Consider the following 18,167-nt stretch of genomic DNA (forward strand, 5'->3'; position numbering starts at 1 on the left):
GGACACGCCGGGAAAACCGGCGGCCGCGGCTCTCGGGAGGGAATTTCTGTGACCCAGCAACGGGCGGACGCTGTCGTGATCGGTGCCGGCGCCGGCGGGCTTTGTGCCGCGGCGCGGCTGGCGCATGCGGGGCTGCGCACCATCGTCGTCGACGACAAGAGCCGGATCGGCGGCCGCGCCTCCACGGAAGAAATCGACGGCTTCAAGGTCAATATCGGCGCGATCGCCATCGAATTCGGCGGGGTGTTCGAGGAGACCTTTCACACGGTCGGCGCTCCCCTCGATATCCGCGCGCCTGAACCGGCCAGTTCGTTCCTGATCGACGGCAAGCTGATCGATGTCCGCCGCGGCGGCTGGTCGCTGCTGCTTGGACAACTCACCAAGCAGGCTTCGCGCATCCTGGAAAAATTCGCCGACGCCCGCTCCGGCAACCTGCCGGATGGGCGGCAATCGACCGAGGACTGGCTGAAGGGCTACACCAGCAATGCCACCGTGCACGCCCTGTTCCGCAACCTCTGTGCGGCGATCTTCGCCTGCAACGCGGCCGAACTGCCGGCCCGCGCCTTCCTCACCTACTTCACCAGCAAGGGCGCGTTCAAGCGCTTCGGTTTTTGTCCGCAGGGAACGATCGGAGTCTGGAATTCGCTGGCCGCGGTGATCAAGCGCAATGGCGACATCTGGCTCGCGACGCCGGCGGTGAAGATTCACAGCAGCAATGGCCGCGTCGAGGGCGTCAGCGTGATGCGGGACGGCCGGGAAATCCGGATCGACACGGATCTCGTCATCAGCAATGCCGGCCCGAAGACAACCGTCGCGCTCGGCGGCGAGGCGGCGTTTCCGCCTGATTATGTCGAACGCGTGCGCAGGGAGCTGCGCCCTGCAGCCAACATCGTCATCAATATCGCCAACCGCGAGCCGATGATCGCCCATCCCGGCATCGTCACCTTCGGCAAGACGCGCCGGCTCTGCAACATGGCGAACCTCACCGCGACCTGCCCGGAACTGGCGCCGGCCGGCTGGCATCTTTATGTCGCTTATGCCGTGCCTGTGCCCGCACTCGGCGACTTCGACTCGGACGCAGAAACCGCGCTGGCGCTGGAGGATTTGCGCGAGCAGTTCGCGAATTTCGACAGGGCAAAAATCCTGTCGATCCGCGTGATGCGCGACGACTGGCCGGCGCAACGAAGCTGCGCCGGTTACGATCTTCCGCGCGAGACCGGGATCGACGGCCTCTGGTGCGTCGGCGATGCCGTCAAGCAATACGGCAATGGCGGCACGCAGGCCTGCGCAGAGACGGCCAAGCTGGTCACCGACGCGATCCTCGCCCGGCGGCCACGCGTGCCGCTCGCCGGCTGAGACCGCCGCGATGACCCTGGCATCGCAGACCGGCGCGATAGGCGGCGAGACAGCACGCGAGAAATCCGCCCTGCTCGAATTCCGCAACATCCGCATCGTCTACGACAACGCGATCGAGGCGATCCGCGAGGTGTCGATCGCCGTTCCCGAGGGCGGCATTGTCGCCCTGCTCGGCTCCAATGGCGCCGGGAAATCGACGCTTCTGAAGGCGATGTCGGGCATTCTCTACACCGAGGAAGGCGCGATCGAGAACGGCGCGATCCGCTTCCGCAACGACGAGGTGCACCGCCTCCCCCCCGACGAGCTAGTGCGGCGCGGCATCGTGCAGGTGCCCGAGGGCCGCCGCGTCTTCCCGGCGCTGACCATCGAGGAAAACCTGCAGATGGGCGGCTATACAAGGACCAAGGCCGAGGCGCGCGAGCGCCGCGACAGGGTCTTCGCACTGTTTCCCCGCCTGTTCGAACGCCGCGACCAGATCGCCGGCTACATGTCCGGCGGCGAGCAGCAGATGCTGGCGATCGGCCGCGCGCTGATGACCGATCCGGTCCTGCTGGCGCTCGACGAGCCGTCGCTGGGGCTCGCGCCGCTCATCATCGACCGCATCTATGAGGTGATCGTCCGCCTGCGCAGCGAGATGAAGATGACGGTGCTGCTGGTCGAGCAGAACGCGCAGCGTGCGCTCGATATCGCCGACTACGCCTACATCCTGGAAACCGGGCGCGTCGTGCTGGATGGCCCGGCGCAAAAGCTTGCCGCCAACGAAGATGTTCGCGAATTCTATCTCGGCGTCCCCTCCTCCGGCCGCAAGAGCCTGCGCGACGTCAAACACTACAAGCGGCGCAAGAGGTGGCTGTCGTGACTTCGCTGCTCAAGGCCGAAAATCTCAGCAAGCGCTTTGGCGGGCTGCAGGCCGTCGCCGATGTCAGCCTCGATGTCGCCGCCGGTGAGATATGCAGCGTGATCGGCCCGAACGGCGCCGGCAAGACCACGCTATTCAACATGATATCGGGCGTCCTGCGGCCGAGCGGCGGCCGCATCGTGTTCGACGGCATCAACCTTTCGACCATCTCGCCCTGGCGCTTCGCCGCCATCGGCATCGGCCGCACGTTCCAGAATCTGGCGCTGTTCAAGCACGGCACCGTGGTCGAGAACGTCCTGACCGGCCGCCACACCCATTTGCGCTCCGGCGTGCTCGACGCCGTGCTGCACTTCGGCCGCACCCGGCGCGAGGAGATCGATGCGCGGCAGAAAGTGGAGCACATCATCGAATTCCTCGAGATCGAGCACATCCGCGATTCCGTGGTCGGCACGCTGTCGTACGGCCAGCAGAAGCGCGTCGAACTGGCGCGTGCGCTGGCTTGCGAGCCAAAACTGCTGCTGCTCGACGAAATGGTTTCCGGCATGAACCAGGAAGAGACCGAGGATATCGCGCGTTTCGTGCTCGATATCCGCGACGAACTCGACATCACCGTGCTGATGATCGAGCACGAAATGCGGATCGTGATGGACATCTCCGACCGCGTCCACGTGCTCAATTTCGGCCGCAAGATCGCCGAGGGCACGCCCGCCGAAGTGAGGCAGAGCCCGGCCGTAGCGGAAGCCTATCTCGGCGGCCACCGCGCCGAGGCGCAGGACAAGGTGAACGCCTGATGTCGACGCTGGACACCATGCGAACGATGCACCCATCGCTGCAAGCGGCCACGAAGACCGCGGCGCCATCGTCCGACTCCAGCCAGCTCCGCGCGGCACTCCGGGAAGCCGCCATCACCATTCCGCAATTGCTGCGCCAGCGCGCCGCCCTGCACGGCGACAGGCTGGCGCTGCGGGAAAAGGAATACGGCATCTGGAATCCCTATTCGTGGAACCACTATTACGAGACCGCGCGCGCGGTCGCGCTGGGGCTGATGTCGCTCGGCGTCAAGCCCGGCGACCGCGTGGCGATCGCCGGCGAGAATACGCCGGAATGGTTCTATGCCGATCTCGGCACCCAGATGATCGGCGCCGTCGCGGTCGGCATCTATCCGACCAACCCCTGGGTCGAGCTGCAATACATCGTCCGCCATTCCGGCTCGCGCGCCGTCATAACCGGCGATCAGGAGCAGACCGACAAGGTGCTCGACGCGCTGGCCAATCAGGACGGCCTGCCCGCACTCGAAGCCATCGTCTGCATCGACACCAAGGGCTTGCGAAACTACCGCCAATCGCAACTGATGTCGTTCGAACAGCTCTGCGAGCGCGGCCGCACTTTTGCGCGCGAGAATCCCGACGCCAATGCGACGCTGGACCGGCTGATCACGCAAGGTGCGCCCGACGACGTCTGCATTCTCGTCTACACCTCGGGGACGACCGGTCCGCCCAAGGGCGCGATGCTCACCCACCGCAACCTGATCTACGCCGCCTATGTCTATGCCGAGACCGTCGGCATCGCCGACAAGCCGTTCGAGGCGGTGAGCTATCTGCCGCTCTGCCACGTCGCCGAGCGCTGCTATGGCGCGGTAACGCAGCTCGTCCTCGGCGGCACTGTCAGCTTTGCCGAATCGATCGACACGGTGGCGCTCAATATTCGCGAGATCGCGCCGACTTTCTTCGTCGGCGTGCCGCGGATCTACGAAAAGCTGCAGCAGGGCTTTCTGTTCCGGCTCGGCGAAAGCGGAAAGCTGCGTCAGCGTCTTACCAACGCCTGCCTGGCCTGGGGCCGCAAGCTGTCTGACCGCCGCCAGGACGGATCGGAAAACTGGCTGGATCGCTTGGCCTATGCGGCGCTTTACCTTCTGATGTTCCGCAACATCCAGCGCCATCTCGGGTTCGCGCGCAGCCGGCATCGGCTGTGCGCCGGCGCGTCGATCTCGCCGGAGACGCTGCGGTTCTTCGACATCATCGGGCGCCCGGTATCGCAGGGTTATGGCCTCACCGAATCCGGCGGCGTCGCCTTCATCCAGACCGAAAGCCATCACCGGCTGGGCGGCTGCGGCGTGCCGCTGCCGCACACCGAGTGGAAGCAGGACAGCGACGGCGAGATCCTCCTGAGGAATCCCGGCGTCTTCAAAGGCTACTTCCTCGACGAGAAGGCATCGACCGCTTCACTCGAACCCGGCGGATGGCTGCGCACCGGCGACATCATCGATGTCCTCGACAACGGCGAGATCGCCGTGGTCGATCGCAAGAAGGCGATCATCATCACCGCCGGCGGCAAGAATATCGCGCCGTCGGAGATCGAGAACGCGCTGAGGGACTCCGAGTTCATCAAGGAAGCCATCGTGGTCGGCGAGGCGAAAAAATATCTCGGCGCGATCGTGCAGGTCGATTACGACAATGTCGGCCGCTGGGCCCGCGACAGGGCCCTTCCCTACACCAACTACAAGTCGCTGTCGCAGCTCCCCGAGGTGCACGAACTGGTCGAGCGTATCGTGGGTGAGACCAACAAGCGCTTCGCGCGGGTCGAGAACATTCGCCGCTTCGCCATCCTGGAAAAGGAGCTCGACCACGACGACGGCGAGCTCACGGCGACCCAAAAGGTCCGCCGCGCCATGATCGAGAAGAAGTTCGCACGCGAGCTCGCCATCATTTATCCGGCGGAGGGCTGATGCAATACCTGATCCAGCTCCTGATCTCCGGCCTTGCCACCGGCGCCATCTACGGCCTGATCGCGATGGGATTTGCGGTGATCTACAAGTCCACCGGCCTCGTCAATTTCGCGCAGGGCGAGATGACCATGATCACGGCCTACATCGCCTGGACCATCTCGACCACGGTCGGCGGCAATCTCTTCCTGGTTTCCATCGGCGCCATCATCGCCGCCATCCTGCTGGGGCTCGTCATCGAGCGCGTGGTGATGCGCCCCATGCTGGGCGAGCCGGTGTTCGCCACCGTCATGGTGACGATCGGGCTCGCGGTGATCCTGCGCTCGTCGATCAATTTCATCTGGGACGCCTATCCGCACGGCCTCGATGTCGGCTTCGGCCGGGACATCGTCCGTCTCGGCACCATCGGCATCCGCACCGGGCAGATCGCCGTCATCACGACGTTGCTCCTGCTGCTCGCCGCGATCTGGGCATTCTTCCGCTACAGCAAGTTCGGCGTCGCCATGCGCGCGGTGGCGGCCGACGACCGCACGGCGCTGCTGATGGGCATCAGCGCGCCGCGGGTGCACGCGGCGGCCTGGGCCGCATCCTCGGTGATCGCCGGGATCGCCGGCGTGTTCTTCGCCATCTCCTACGATCTTTCCCCGGCGATGTTCCAGCTCGGCCTCAAGGCGTTTCCCGCCACCATCCTCGGCGGACTGGACGCCGTGCTCGGATCCGGCATCGGCGGACTCCTGATCGGCATCACGGAAAATCTGGCTGGCGGCTATCTCGGCTCCGGCATGAAGGAGGTCGCGGGCTTTCTCATGATCATCGTGGTGCTGATGATCCGCCCGTTCGGCATCTTTGGCGAACGCGACATCGAAAGGGTCTAGGCGATGCGCACCGGCGACTACAAGCAAACCTACGGCGAACTGGTCGCGCTGGTCGATTCACCTCCGGTCTGGATGTGGTCGGCGGTGCTGGTCGTGGCCCTCATCGTCGCGCCCTATGCGCTGAATTCCTATGCGCTTTCCTTCGTGACGATCATCCTGATCACCGTCGTCGGCGCGCTCGGGCTGAATATCCTCACGGGATACACCGGACTGATCTCGCTCGGCCATGTCGGCTTCCTCGTTACCGGTGCCTATGCCTACGCCATCCTGGTCTCGAAATACCAGATGCCGCCCTTGGTCGGCTTTCTCGGCGCCGGGCTTGTTCCTGCGATCGCGAGCCTCATCGTCGGCGCGCCGTCGCTGCGCCTGAAGGGACTCTATCTCGCCATCACCACGCTGGCGTTCTCCTTCATCATCAATACGGTGATTCTTGAAGCGCGCTGGCTCACCAACGGCGCACGCGGCATTGCCGTGCAGCGTCCGGAACTGTTCGGCATCAGTTTTGACAGCGATGAGGCCTTCACCCATCTCTGTCTCGGCTTCGCCATCCTGACGCTGTTCGCTACGCTCAACATCCGCCGCAGCCGCGTCGGGCGCGCCTTTGTCGCGATCCGCGACAACGACACCGCCGCCCGCGTCATGGGCATCAACCTGCATGCCTACAAGCTGCTTGCCTTCGTCACCTCCGCCTGCATCACCGGCATCGCCGGCGCGCTCTACGGCATCTACCTCTCCTTTGTCAGCGTCGAAGGCTTTCCGTTCCTGCTCAGCATCGAGGCGCTGGCGATCCTGATCGTCGGCGGCCTCGGCTCGGCGCTCGGCGCGGTGCTCGGCACCGTGCTGATCGTGCTGCTGCCGGAAGCCACGCGCATGATCTTCAGCCTGTTCAGCGCGCAGATGGACGCGATGTTCTCGACCGGCGCACAGGAACTGAAGAGCATGCTCTACGGCCTCGTCATCATCCTGTTTCTGCGCTTCCAGCCGCGCGGCCTGGTCGGCGCCTGGCACGACATAAGGCGGACATGGGTTCACTGGCCGCTGCGTTACTGACCGGAAAATCAACAAACCAGAGGGAGGACATAATGAAGGCATATCTGGCGACCGCGTCGCTGTTGCTCGCCGGGGCATTGTTCGGCAGCGGGGCGCTCGCCGCCGAACAGGGAATAACGGACACCGAGATCGTGATCGGCGACGTCGAACCCTTAACCGGACCGCCGGCGCTGCTCGGCGTCGCCGCCTCGATCGGCCACAAGATCGCGATCGCGGAAGCCAACAATGCCGGCGGCATCAACGGCCGCAAGATCAAATATGTGCTGGAGGACGACGGCTACGTCACCGCCCGCACCATCCAGGGCGTCAAGAAGGTCATCGACGTCGACAAGGCCTTTGCCCTGCTCGGCATCTCCGGCTCCGGACAATCCATTGCCGTGATGCCGGTGCTGGAAAAGGCGGGAATTCCGACCGTGATCGACGTCGCGCCGGTGAAATTCCTGTGGGAGCCGCCGCGCAAGAACGTGTTCGTGGTCGGCCAGTCCTACGAGGAAGGCATCATCCATCTCGTGAACTATCTCGCCGACAAGAACCCCGGCAAGAAATGGGGCCTGATCACGCAGGACGACGATTACGGCATCACCGTGCGCGACGGTTTTGACACCGTGGTGAAGGCCAAGAAGCTCAACGTCGTCTACAGCGGCAACTACAAGAAGGGCCAGCAGGACTTTTCGTCCGACATGCTGCAACTGAAAGGCTCCGGCGCGGACGTCTTCCTGGCCGGCGGCATCATCGCCGAGAACATCGCCATGATGAAGGAGCTGGAAAAGCTCAACGTGAAACCGGTGACCGGTATCTTCTGGCCCGGCCGCGTCGAGCCGGTGCTGAAGCTGATGGGTCCGGCGGGCGACGGCATCTATGCGGTCGACTATGTCGAGCCGTTCGCGAGTGCTGCCGGCAAGGCCTTTTTGGAGAAGGCAAAGCCGCTGGTGTCGGAGAACGAGTTCAAGGGCATCAACCGCTACACCATGACCGGCTATGCTGCCGCAAAAGTGCTGATCGCGGCGATCGAACGCTGCGGCAAGCAGCCGACCTGGGCCTGCACCATCGCCGAACTCGAGAAGACCAAAAACGTCGAGACCGGCGTGATGGCGCCGATCAGCTTCGGTCCCGGCGTGCGCTTCTCAAACCAGAAGCTGCAGATCATGCAGGCGGACACTGCGAAGCTCAGCTTCAAGCCGGTGAACTAGCTACCGGCGGGGTCTCAGCGAATGATAAGACTCCTTCGCCGGGACTCCGCTGACTTTCGTTGAACTATCGGCCCCGAAATTGCGGTCGGCGCTTCGCCATGAAGGCGGCAATTCCCTCGCCGGCATCGTCGCTGCGGCTCGCCGCAACAATCGATTGCTTCTCCGCATCAAGCTGGTCCGAAAGGCTGGTCTCGAACGACTGGCGCAGCATGCGGCGGACCGCACCATAGGCAAGCGTCGGCCCCGCCGCGAGTTGCATTGCAAGCCCGGCCGCCTCCGCCTCGACGGCATCGCTGGCAACGAGGCGCGACACCAGTCCGAATTCGAGCGCTTCCTGCCCGGTCAAACGGCGGTTGAGCAGGAAGAGTTCTTTTGCTCGCCGCATTCCTACCACGCGCGGCAGGAACCACGTGTTGCCGCCGTCGGCCGTCAGCCCGAGCGCGCCGTAGCCAAGCGCAAACCGCGCATCGTCAGCCGCCACGACGATGTCGGCAGCATAGAGCAGGCCAAGGCCGCCACCGCCGGCTCCACCCCGCACGGCGGCCACGACGGGGGCATCGATGCCGGTCAACCGCTCGATAGCCAGATGATAGCTGTCGATCATGCGGCGCAGCCGGTTCGGCAGCTCGTCTCGCTTGGTCCCTGCGAATACGGCGAGATCGCCGCCAACGGTGAAGTTCGGTCCATTACCGGCAATCAGAACCGCACGGACGCTGGCGTTTTCAGCAATCAGCGTTGCCGCTTCCAGAAGATCGTCGGCCATATCGGGATTGATCGCATTGCCCTGGTCGGGCCGATTCAAGCGCAAGGTAGCGACGCCATCGGCGATATCGAGCAACACGGTCCGCAACGGTCCAGCAGCGTCACGCCAGCGCGCCGTATCGGTGAATTGCTCGAGCGCTCGGATCCGCCCCGCTTCGACCGTGATCAGATGCGCGAACGCAGCATCAAGAGGTGCGCCATTGTGCTTGCCGCAACCGCGGTAGCGGCCGGTCACCAGCAAGCGGCTATCGGCGAGATCAAGGAATCGCTCCGGCTCGGCACGGGCTTCGAAGTGGCGGGCGATCGCGCCCCAGCCGTTGCTGCGCATCGCGGACGGGCCATCGTGCTGGCCGCCGATGCCGAAGGGCATCCCCTCGGCGGTGCGGCCGACGAACTCCGGGTGGAGTAGCCGGTCCAGTTGCTCACGGTCGCCGGTGGCAAGTGCCGAGTAGAGGGCACGTGCCAAATCAGCAGGTTTCTCACTTTCCATCACCAAAGATCCTCCGGCGCTACATCAGCTTGGCGACCTCTTCGAGCATGACCTCGGTGGCGCCGCCGCCGATGGTCAGCACGCGGGCATCGCGCACCATGCGCTCGATCGGCGTGCCGCGCATGAAGCCGGTGCCGCCGTGGAGCTGAAGGCAGCCATGCACGACCTCATGCAGCACCTCGGGCGAGAGTGCCTTCACCATCGAGACTTCGCGCTCACATGGCTTTCCCGCCTCGGCCAGTTCGGCGGCGTGATAGGCCAGCGCCCGCGCCGCCGCTGCCTTGGTCGCCAGCATTGCCAGCTTCAGGCGCACGCCCTGCTGGTTCCACAGCGGACCGCCAAAGGCCTGCCGGGCCTTCACATAATTTGTCGTCAGCTCGATTGCCTTGGCGCATTCGCCGGCGCAGATGCCGCCGATGCAGATGCGCTCGTTCTGGAACGTCTCCATGATGCCGTAGAAGCCGCGGTTCTCCTCCCCCAGCAGATTTTCGGCGGGAATGCGGACGTCCTGGAAGGCGATTTCGGCGGTGTCGGAGCAAAGCCAGCCATGCTTGTCGAGCTTCGTCACCGCGATGCCCGGCGTGTTGCGCTCGACGATGAACAGCGAAATGCCGCGGCTGCCCTTGGCGTTGGGATCGGTGCGCGCGGCGACGATCATGATGTCGCCGTAGACGGCGTTGGTGATGAACATCTTTGAGCCGTTGATCACCCAGTAATTGCCATCGCGCCGCGCGCGCGTCTTCAGGCCAGCCACGTCCGAGCCCGCATCGGGCTCGGTCACGGCGATCGAGCAGATGGTCTCGCCGCGGATGATCGCCGGCAGGTATTTTTGCTTCTGCTCGGGCGTGCCGCGCAGGGTGATGTGAACCGCCGACATGTCGGTGTGGACCAGGGTCGACGAGGTGAAGCCGCCAAAGCTCGAGCGGCCGAGTTCTTCGGCGAACACCATCGAGGCGAGCGGGCCCATATCACTGCCGCCATATTCGGCCGCGTGGCGCATGCCGAGGAAGCCGAGCGCGCCCATGCGGCGAAAGATCTCGCGCGGGATTTTTCCATCGCGTTCCCATTGCTCGCCATGCGGCACCACTTCCTTCTCGACAAAGCGGCGGACCTGATCGCGCAGCATCCGCAGTTCTTCAGAAAGATCGGGCTGCTCCGAGAAATGAAATTCAGCTTCGTTCGAAGTACGGGGATCGGCCATGACGTTCATTGTGCTGTCCTTTCGGCCGTGAGTTGAAGATGCTGCCGCAAAAACCTGGCGACCAACCCGATCGCCTGCCTTGCCTGCGGGATCTCGGAAAACATCTGGAAGACGTGGATCATGCCGTCCCAGACTTCAAGCCCGACATCGACGCCGGCAGCCTTCGCCTTGTCCGCCAGCGTCGTGGAATCATCGCGCACCGTCTCGCGGTCGCCAACCTGAATGAAGAGCGGCGGCAGCCCCGAGAGATCCGCATATAGCGGCGAGGCCAGCGGATCGCGCGGATCGCCCTGCTCCCCCAGATAGTTCTTCGCGAGCGCAAGAATCATCGCGCGCTCGTGAATCGGATCGGCTTCGGCACGGCTTTCGTAACTGGCGCCGGTTGCGGCAAGATCGGTCCATGGCGACATCAGCGCCGCTGCAGCCGGCAGCGGCAAACCCCGGTCGCGAAGGCTGCACATCGCGGCGAGCACGAGATTGCCGCCGGCAGAATCTCCGGCAAGGGCGATATCGGCCGGCTTGAGGCCATGGTCGATCATCCAGCGCCAGGCGCCGAGCGCATCCTCGAGCGCCGCCGGAAAACGGTGTTCGGGCGCGAGCCGATAGTCGATCGCCAGTACGCGGCAGCCGCTCGCCCCGGCAACTTGCGCGATCAGGCCGCGATGCGATGTCACCGATCCGATGCGAAATCCGCCGCCGTGAAAATACAGGATCGTCTTGTCCGGCGGCGCACCTGCCGGAGCAATCCACTCACCGGGAGTGCCGCCGATGGAAACAGGCTCGCAAGACATGCCAGGCACACTCTCGGCGAAGGCCGCGTCCCAATCTCGGCGCATCTGCGCGACCGGCGTGTCGCGATTCCAGCTCCGATAGACGGCGCGGATGCGTTCGATCGCGCGATCGACCGGGTCCATCGCGATCTGTTCACCGGCCCGCGTCATGCGCTGATCCCCATGCCGCCGGAGACGCCGATCGTCTCGCCGGTGATGTAGGCCGCCTGGTCGGAGGCGAGGAACAATGCTGCGGCGGCAACCTCCTCGGGCTCGCCGAGCCGGCGCAACAGTGTCGCATCCGTCATCGCACCCAGCAGCTTGTCGCCGCCTTTGGCGACCGCCTGCTCCAGCATCGGCGTACGGATAGGGCCCGGCGCGATCGCATTCGCGGTGATACCAAAGCGCGCATTCTCGCGCGCGATGCTCCTGGTGAAGGCGATGATGCCGCCCTTGGCCGCGGAATAAACCGCGCCGCCTTTCGAGCCGAGGCGAGCGGCCTCCGAAGTGACGTTGATGATGCGACCAAAACGAGCCGATTGCATCGCTGGCAGGGCGGCATGCGTACAGGCAAAAACCGAGACGAGATTGATGCCGATCAGCTTTGCCCAGTCCTGCGGCGTGGTCTCGGTGAAGAAGGCATGCTGGTCGACGCCGGCATTGTTGACGACGATATCGAACGGGCCGTGCTCCGACATCGCCGCGGCGACCGCAGCCGCATCGCTGACGTCGAGTTTTGCCGCTGTCGCCCCCACCTGCCCGGCCAGTGCGGCCGCATTCGCCGCATCGAGATCGCCGATCACGACCCTGGCGCCAGCTCCGGCAAAACTCCGCACGATCGCCGCGCCGATGCCGTTGGCGCCGCCGGACACGAAAGCGCGGCGGCCGTCCAGCCGTCCGAAAGCCAGTGTTCCGCGGGCCGGCACTTGCTAGCGTCCCGTAAACTTTGGCTTGCGCCGCTCGATCACGGCGGCAAGGCCTTCGCGGGCGTCGGCCATGCCGGAAAGCTCGGCGACCGTGCGCGCCTCCTCCGAAAGACATTGTTCGATGCTGGTGCCGGTTCCGGCCCAGACCAGGCGCTTGGTCGCGGCCAGCGCCTTCGGCGCGCCAGCCGCAAGTTCTTGCGCGAGGGCCAGCGAGGCGCTCGCAAGTTCTGCATCTGGCACGACCTTGTTGACGATCCCCATGTCGAGCGCTTCCGCCGCCGAGATCACGGGATTGGTCAACAGGATCGACATCGCGCGGCGCAGGCCGACCAGCCGGGACAGCGTCACCGACACGCCGGCGTCGGGCGCCATCGCCACGCGCGTCGCGCCGGCCAAAAATTTTGCCGATTCCGCCGCGATCACGATGTCGGATGCGCAGACGAGGCCAAAGCCGCCGCCGCCGGCGGCAAATCCCTGCACGGATGTGATCACCGGCGCCTCCAGCCGCAGCAGGCCCGTTACCGCGTTCTGCAGATAGGCCGTCGCCTGGCGGATATAGTCCGGCAGCTTTTCGCCTTTCGAGGCAAAGGCGCGAACGTCGCCGCCCGCGCAGAAATTGGCGCCCTCGCCTGTCAACAGCACCACGCGCAGATCCGGATGACCGTGACAGGTCATGATGGCATCGCACAGCGCGCTCAACAGTTCGGCGCTCATGCCGTTCGCCGCATCCGGCCGGTTTAGCCGCAGCCTCGCGATGCCGTCGGCGATATCGAGCAGAACCGGGGCCTTGTCGGTCATTACGGGCGTCCCCCCAAAGATCAAATCAGGAAGGAAAGCGTGAACAGCGCTTTCTCGTTGTTGACCAGAACCACCTTCTTGTAGGCCATCCGCAATTCGCCTTCGACATGGCGCAGACGGTACTCGTTACGCGCGGCCCACACCGTGTCGTCGCGCAGACTCGATTCGAAAATCATGCTGTTGCTGGTGACCGCTATGTCGCCGCCCGGCTGCCCGTCCAGAAGTTCGATGTTGGACACAAGCCGCCGCAGCCGCGATTGCGGCGTCTGGGTGTGATGCTTGCCGGTCATCAACTGCCTGACGCGCAAGGCGATGCGCGAACGGTTGTCGTAGATGATCGACATCTCTTTTTCCGGATCGATGTCGGTGCCGTTGGCCGGCACCCAGTAGATGCCGTCGTCGGTCCACAGCGCTTCCCAGGCCTCGTATTGATGCTCGTCCTGAAAACGCGCCTCCTTGTAGATGAAGGCGGTGACGGCATTCAGCAGCGTGACGCTGCTCTCGCGCGACAGCATTACCGCGCCTCCATCAGATCGCGATAGTGACGCCAGATTCCGCGCGAGGGAATCTCGTCGGTGACGTGGCCCACCGTGTAGCCGAGCTCATCGGTTCGCTCGCGCTTCTCGCCGCGGCCGAGGTAGATCCATTCCGGATTGCGCGCCAGTACGCCGCGATGGCAGCGCTCGTACATTTCGGAATCGTCGGCCAAGAGGAAGCCGGCCGGGCCGACAGAGCCCATGGTCTGCTGCCGCAGGCGGCGGTTCAGGTCCGCCGCGCCCTTGAACTGCAGCGCGGTGACATGCTGCACGCTGTCGTCGACGGCGAGTGGCTGGATCACGAACATCTGGATTTCGGCGATGAACAGGTTCGGGAAGATCATGACATGCGGCGTGCCGTCGATCATGATCTCGCGCGCCTGCTTGTCGCCATAGGCCGCGTTCATGCGCGCGGCATAATCCGGCAACCGGTCCGCCGTGGTGCCGAACCAGCTCATGGGCACGTCGCGCTTGCGGAACTCTGGACGCAGGTCGATCTCGGTGTGGCCGTTGCCATAGTCGCGCGTCAGCGCGGTCGAAGCGCCGCCATAGAGTTTGCCGATCGCGCTGTCGGCGACGCCGAAGATCGAGGAATGCACGAAGGCCGGATGATAGCCATCGCACTCGTTCTCCAGGATGAACTTCCAGTTCGCCTTGACGCGGTGCTTGAGGAAACCCGCGGTGATCTCGACTTCTCCCTCCGGCGAGGTGCGCACCAGCCGATCGATGGTCTCTGCGGCGCCGCCAAGATGTTGCTTCAATGTCGGCCCTTCGGCCGCAAAAGATCCGAATACGAAGCCGCGATAGGATTCCACGCGGGTGACGCGGCCCAGCGCGAGCTGCGACTTGTCCTGACCTTCATAGCCATCCGGGAATGCGTAACCGACCAGCCGGCCGTCGTTGGCGAATGTCCAGGAATGAAATGGACAGGTGAAGGAGCGCGCGTTGCCCTTTTCATAGGAGCAGACCTGGTTGCCGCGGTGCGAGCAGCGGTTGAGCAACAGGTTGATCCGGCCCTGTTCGTCGCGCGTCATGATCACGGATTGCGGGCCGATCGACTTGACGACGTAGTCGTTGGCCTTCGGCACTTCGCTCTCATGGCCGACATAGACCCAGGTGCGGTACCAGATGTTTTGCAGTTCGGCTTCGAAGATCGCCGGATTGCTGTAGAGCGAGCCGTGCACCCGGTCCGGGCGGATCAACTCCTCCCATTGCGGCGCGCGCGGCATCACGTTCATTGCTGTCTCCCTGGATCGCTTACGCCCCCTCCTCGGGAACCTCGGCCTTTCTATAATAATCCGACTGACCGTTTAACTAATAGCATCTGGGCTGGCCTCGATCAAGCCCTTTGGGCCGACTTCCGCGGGACAGGATGAGAATTTCTAATTCTGCAAAAAGGGCCTTGCACGACCGCCCAGCCGCTTCGGGAACGCGATAAGGCGAAGGGATCACAGCGAGCCGCCATCCACAGCAATATGCTGCCCGGTGATGTAAAAAGGCAGCGTCCGACAGCAGGAAACACGATCGAACCGGTACTGATGGCACGCTGCCTTATCCTCGCAGAGGCCATCAAAGGGTGCCGTTCCCTCCGCGCACAACAGCACCCATATGGCGGTTTCAGCTTCTCGCCGTCCTGCGATCAAGGCTTCACATTCAGCCCAGGATGGCCTCGCCAAAAAGGACCCGTGCATAGTCGCGGAGAGCCGTCATGCTTCGCGGATTGGGATCCTCCATTCGTGCCGGGTACCACGCGTCGATCGAATTGCAGTGACCACTGTATGAATGATGACCGGCGCGGCGGGCGGGGCGCTGACAGTTGGGCTGTCGCGGACAGCACACTATCAAAAAATGTGAAGAGCAATCAAAGCTCGCCCATTACGCGAACATCCCGACGCCGAGCGTTCTCGAAGCTCGTTGGCGCTTCGGACGGCTCGATCAGAACGCAAGCGCTCCGCCTGAGTTCGCGGCTCACGCGCCTTGGCCCTCTCGAGCGCCATCATTGAGCGTATGAAATCGTGGAAGATCGTAGTTCGGCGTGCAAAATCCCGTGGCATGGTAGCGGGAGCTACCATGCCACGCCGACATCGTCTCCAATGTTCCGCGTGAAGTTCACTTGCGAGCCAACCCGTTAGATTCGCAGATTCGACTACGACTCTCTGGGGCCACCGAACGCCGCCAGAGGCCGAATTCTGTCCGCTAAAGAGAACGCGTCAGCCGGGAGGTACAGCATTTGGTACAGCATGGCGCAAGACGACCACGCTTAATGCTGATGAGGCTTGTCCCGGTCCAATCCATCATTGCTGCAATGCAAAATAGATGCGCTAACATGTTGATGTTATTTCGCTTTATCGTTTTGTCTGGAATAGCTGATTTTGGGCCGACTACAGTTCAAAGCTGACTATTGGGGCATTTTCCTTTCATTTCAAGTTCTTAGGTCAATCACTTGTTCGTCCTCGATGACGCCGCGCCTTCTTCGGTACAGCATTGCATTACCGAATGAGTTCATGCAGTACCGCGCTAGTTCCGACCCTCATTACCAATCCCGTGCAAAGTAACCTGCTGGTCTGGCTACGCATAGGATAGAACAAGCACCATCGTAGTTTTGGCGGTGATAGAGCAAGAAAACCTGCGGGCGGCGATTCCGAGGTTGGCATTGCGCTATCAGACCGCAGGCTTGCGAAAGCTTCGGCCCATACTGGGCTCGAAGAATGAGCATCACCCTCCGAAGGCAAGGTCACACGTTCGAATCGTGTTGGATGCGCCAAATCTCTTTGCTCTGCAGATCGATGCGTATCACCAAGGCGAAACTGCAGCTTTGACATGTTCGCGCGAGTAAGCGACCACGCTCTCACAACCGATTTTTGAGGCATGCGCGCCATTGCTGCTGTCAACTCGCCTTCGCTTTCACATATCGCCCGGGTGCAGATTCGCCGGGCGGATAGAGGTTGCTGCCGAGTTGCGTGCGCGCCGGCTGCTGTTCTTCCGCCCACGGCTTGAGCCAAGCGATCCAGTCGTTCCACCAACTGCCTGGCTTCTCATCCGCACCTGCGAGCCACGTTGCCGGGTCGTCGCATCGATCGGCAGATACCCAGTAGCTTCGCTTGTTTTTCGATGCCGGATTGATCACGCCCGCAATATGCCCGCTCGCGCCGAGGACAAAGCGAATGTCGCCGCTGAACAGGCCTGTCGTTCGATAGGCCGATCGCCAGGGCACGATGTGATCCTCGACGGTAGCCAGGACATAGGCAGGTAGATCGACCCGCCCCAGATCGACTGATGTGCCGCACATCGTCAGCCGGTTCGGCTCCCGGAGATTGTTCTCCAGGTACATGTTCCTGATGTACCAGCAATACATCGGTCCCGGCAGATTGGTGACGTCGGCGTTCCAGAACAGAAGATCGAAACGCTCCGGCGGCTTTCCCTTCAGGTAATTGTTGATCACGTTCGGCCATATCAGCTCTTTCGAACGTAGGGTCTGGAAGACGAAACCCAGTTCGGCGCCGCGGTAGATGCCGCCGTTTCCGATCGTCTGCTCTCGCTGCCGCACGCTCTCCTCGTCCACGAACACGCCGAGATCGCCAGGCTCTCGGAAATCCAGCATGGTCGTCAGCAACGTCACGCTAGCGACCGATTCATCGCCTCGCGTCCGGAGAATGGCGAGTGCCGATGACAGGATGGTTCCTCCAACGCACCAGCCGACCACATTGACCTTGTCGGCGCCGGAAATCGATCGGGCGATCTCGATGGCGCGCATTGCGCCATGCTCGACGTAGTCATCCCATCCAAAATGCCCGCAAGAGGCATCCGGATTGCGCCAGGAAACAACGAAGACCGTCAGGCCGTGCTCGACCGCAAAGCGGACGAAGGAATTGCTCGGCTGAAGGTCAAGAATGTAGAACTTGTTGATGCAGGGTGGCACGATCAGCAGAGGCCGCACAGCGACCTGCTCCGTCGCCGGTTCATACTGAATGAGCTGGAAAAGATCGTGCTCGAATACGACCGCCCCTCTGGATGCCGCGACATCCCTTCCGACCTCGAACGCGCTCTCGTCCGTGATCGTCAGATTGCCCTTCCCGAGATCTGCGATCAGATTGTCGAAACCGGCCTTGAGGCTCTGGCCTTCGGTGTCCGTCGCCAGCTTGATGACGTCGGGATTGGTGGCGACAAAGTTCGTCGGGCTCATCGCCTCGACGAGCTGGCGCGTGAAGAAGCGCAGGCGGTGTTTTTCCTTCTCCTCCAGATCCAGCGCTTCGACGAAATCGATGCAATAGCGCGAGTTCAGCAGGTAGACCTGCTTCAGCACACTGTAGAGCGCGTTGTCCCGCCATTCCGTTGCGCTGAACCTGCGATCCCCGCGTGGTGGTTCCAGTGCGGCCTCGGCCTGAACGCCTGCGGCCGATTTGATGACGCGCTCGGTGAGTTGGTACATGCGCATCAGATGCTCGGCCTGCAACTCTGCGATGCGTCCCGGCGAACCCAGGGCGGAGGTTAACTTCGTACCATCTCCATCGGCGCCCGGTATCCACCCCAGAGACCGCCACAGGCTCGCGCCCGCCTTCATGAACCCGTCGACAAATTCGTCCGGCATGTTGAATGGCCGATTCATCAGTTACCCTCGCTGCAAATTGGATG

General features: G+C 63.2%; 15 protein-coding genes. 7 read left to right on the plus strand and 8 right to left on the minus strand.

Features of this window, described 5'->3' with window-relative positions; genetic code table 11:
* Positions 1-48 precede the first annotated feature (48 nt).
* From V1278_RS26525 to V1278_RS26555, 7 genes are read left to right on the plus strand one after another with little or no spacing between them, the layout of a single operon-like run.
* Positions 49-1,356 carry a phytoene desaturase family protein gene (locus V1278_RS26525; RefSeq protein ID WP_334382719.1) on the plus strand — a complete coding sequence of 436 codons (1,308 nt, stop codon included), beginning with the start codon at positions 49-51 and terminating at the stop codon, positions 1,354-1,356.
* A 10-nt stretch (positions 1,357-1,366) separates the two neighbouring features.
* On the plus strand, positions 1,367-2,215 hold the full coding sequence (locus V1278_RS26530; RefSeq protein WP_334382720.1) for an ABC transporter ATP-binding protein: 849 nt from the start codon (positions 1,367-1,369) through the stop codon (positions 2,213-2,215).
* Complete coding sequence (locus V1278_RS26535; RefSeq protein WP_334382721.1) at positions 2,212-3,006, plus strand: ABC transporter ATP-binding protein; 795 nt, start codon at positions 2,212-2,214, stop codon at positions 3,004-3,006. Before V1278_RS26530 ends, V1278_RS26535 begins: the two co-directional genes overlap by 4 nt.
* Positions 3,006-4,940: an AMP-dependent synthetase/ligase gene (locus tag V1278_RS26540; protein ID WP_334382722.1), complete on the plus strand. Its 1,935-nt coding sequence runs from the start codon at positions 3,006-3,008 to the stop codon at positions 4,938-4,940. Before V1278_RS26535 ends, V1278_RS26540 begins: the two co-directional genes overlap by 1 nt.
* Positions 4,940-5,812: a branched-chain amino acid ABC transporter permease gene (locus V1278_RS26545; RefSeq protein WP_334382724.1), complete on the plus strand. Its 873-nt coding sequence runs from the start codon at positions 4,940-4,942 to the stop codon at positions 5,810-5,812. Before V1278_RS26540 ends, V1278_RS26545 begins: the two co-directional genes overlap by 1 nt.
* Before the next feature lie 3 nt (positions 5,813-5,815).
* Positions 5,816-6,862 (plus strand): branched-chain amino acid ABC transporter permease, encoded by a 1,047-nt coding sequence (locus V1278_RS26550; RefSeq protein ID WP_334382725.1) that lies wholly within the window; start codon positions 5,816-5,818, stop codon positions 6,860-6,862.
* 32 nt (positions 6,863-6,894) lie between these two features.
* On the plus strand, positions 6,895-8,052 hold the full coding sequence (locus tag V1278_RS26555; protein WP_334382726.1) for an ABC transporter substrate-binding protein: 1,158 nt from the start codon (positions 6,895-6,897) through the stop codon (positions 8,050-8,052).
* 64 nt (positions 8,053-8,116) lie between these two features.
* On the opposite strand, the gene V1278_RS26560 is transcribed toward V1278_RS26555, so the two are convergent.
* The 8 genes from V1278_RS26560 to V1278_RS26595 all read right to left on the minus strand — a co-directional run bounded on the left by V1278_RS26560 (position 8,117) and on the right by V1278_RS26595 (position 18,141).
* The gene (locus V1278_RS26560; protein WP_334382727.1) at positions 8,117-9,304 is read right to left on the minus strand and encodes an enoyl-CoA hydratase-related protein; all 1,188 of its coding nucleotides are present in this window, start codon (positions 9,302-9,304) and stop codon (positions 8,117-8,119) included.
* A 19-nt stretch (positions 9,305-9,323) separates the two neighbouring features.
* A complete protein-coding gene (locus V1278_RS26565; RefSeq protein ID WP_334382728.1) occupies positions 9,324-10,514 on the minus strand; it encodes an acyl-CoA dehydrogenase family protein in 1,191 nt (396 codons plus the stop codon).
* Positions 10,511-11,446: an alpha/beta hydrolase gene (locus V1278_RS26570; protein ID WP_334382729.1), complete on the minus strand. Its 936-nt coding sequence runs from the start codon at positions 11,444-11,446 to the stop codon at positions 10,511-10,513. The genes V1278_RS26565 and V1278_RS26570 overlap by 4 nt, the downstream gene beginning before the upstream one ends.
* Positions 11,443-12,201 (minus strand): SDR family NAD(P)-dependent oxidoreductase, encoded by a 759-nt coding sequence (locus V1278_RS26575; protein WP_334382730.1) that lies wholly within the window; start codon positions 12,199-12,201, stop codon positions 11,443-11,445. The genes V1278_RS26570 and V1278_RS26575 overlap by 4 nt, the downstream gene beginning before the upstream one ends.
* A gap of 3 nt (positions 12,202-12,204) precedes the next feature.
* Positions 12,205-12,999, minus strand: a complete 795-nt coding sequence (locus tag V1278_RS26580) for an enoyl-CoA hydratase/isomerase family protein (RefSeq protein WP_334382731.1) — start codon at positions 12,997-12,999, stop codon at positions 12,205-12,207.
* Positions 13,000-13,019: 20 nt separating this feature from the next.
* On the minus strand, positions 13,020-13,514 hold the full coding sequence (locus tag V1278_RS26585) for an aromatic-ring-hydroxylating dioxygenase subunit beta (protein ID WP_334382732.1): 495 nt from the start codon (positions 13,512-13,514) through the stop codon (positions 13,020-13,022).
* Complete coding sequence (locus tag V1278_RS26590) at positions 13,514-14,773, minus strand: aromatic ring-hydroxylating oxygenase subunit alpha (protein WP_334382733.1); 1,260 nt, start codon at positions 14,771-14,773, stop codon at positions 13,514-13,516. The genes V1278_RS26585 and V1278_RS26590 overlap by 1 nt, the downstream gene beginning before the upstream one ends.
* A gap of 1,649 nt (positions 14,774-16,422) precedes the next feature.
* On the minus strand, positions 16,423-18,141 hold the full coding sequence (locus tag V1278_RS26595) for a PHA/PHB synthase family protein (RefSeq protein ID WP_334382734.1): 1,719 nt from the start codon (positions 18,139-18,141) through the stop codon (positions 16,423-16,425).
* Positions 18,142-18,167: the final 26 nt, after the last annotated feature.

Origin of the sequence: Bradyrhizobium sp. AZCC 1577 (genome assembly GCF_036924575.1) — a bacterium.
GTDB lineage: Bacteria > Pseudomonadota > Alphaproteobacteria > Rhizobiales > Xanthobacteraceae > Bradyrhizobium.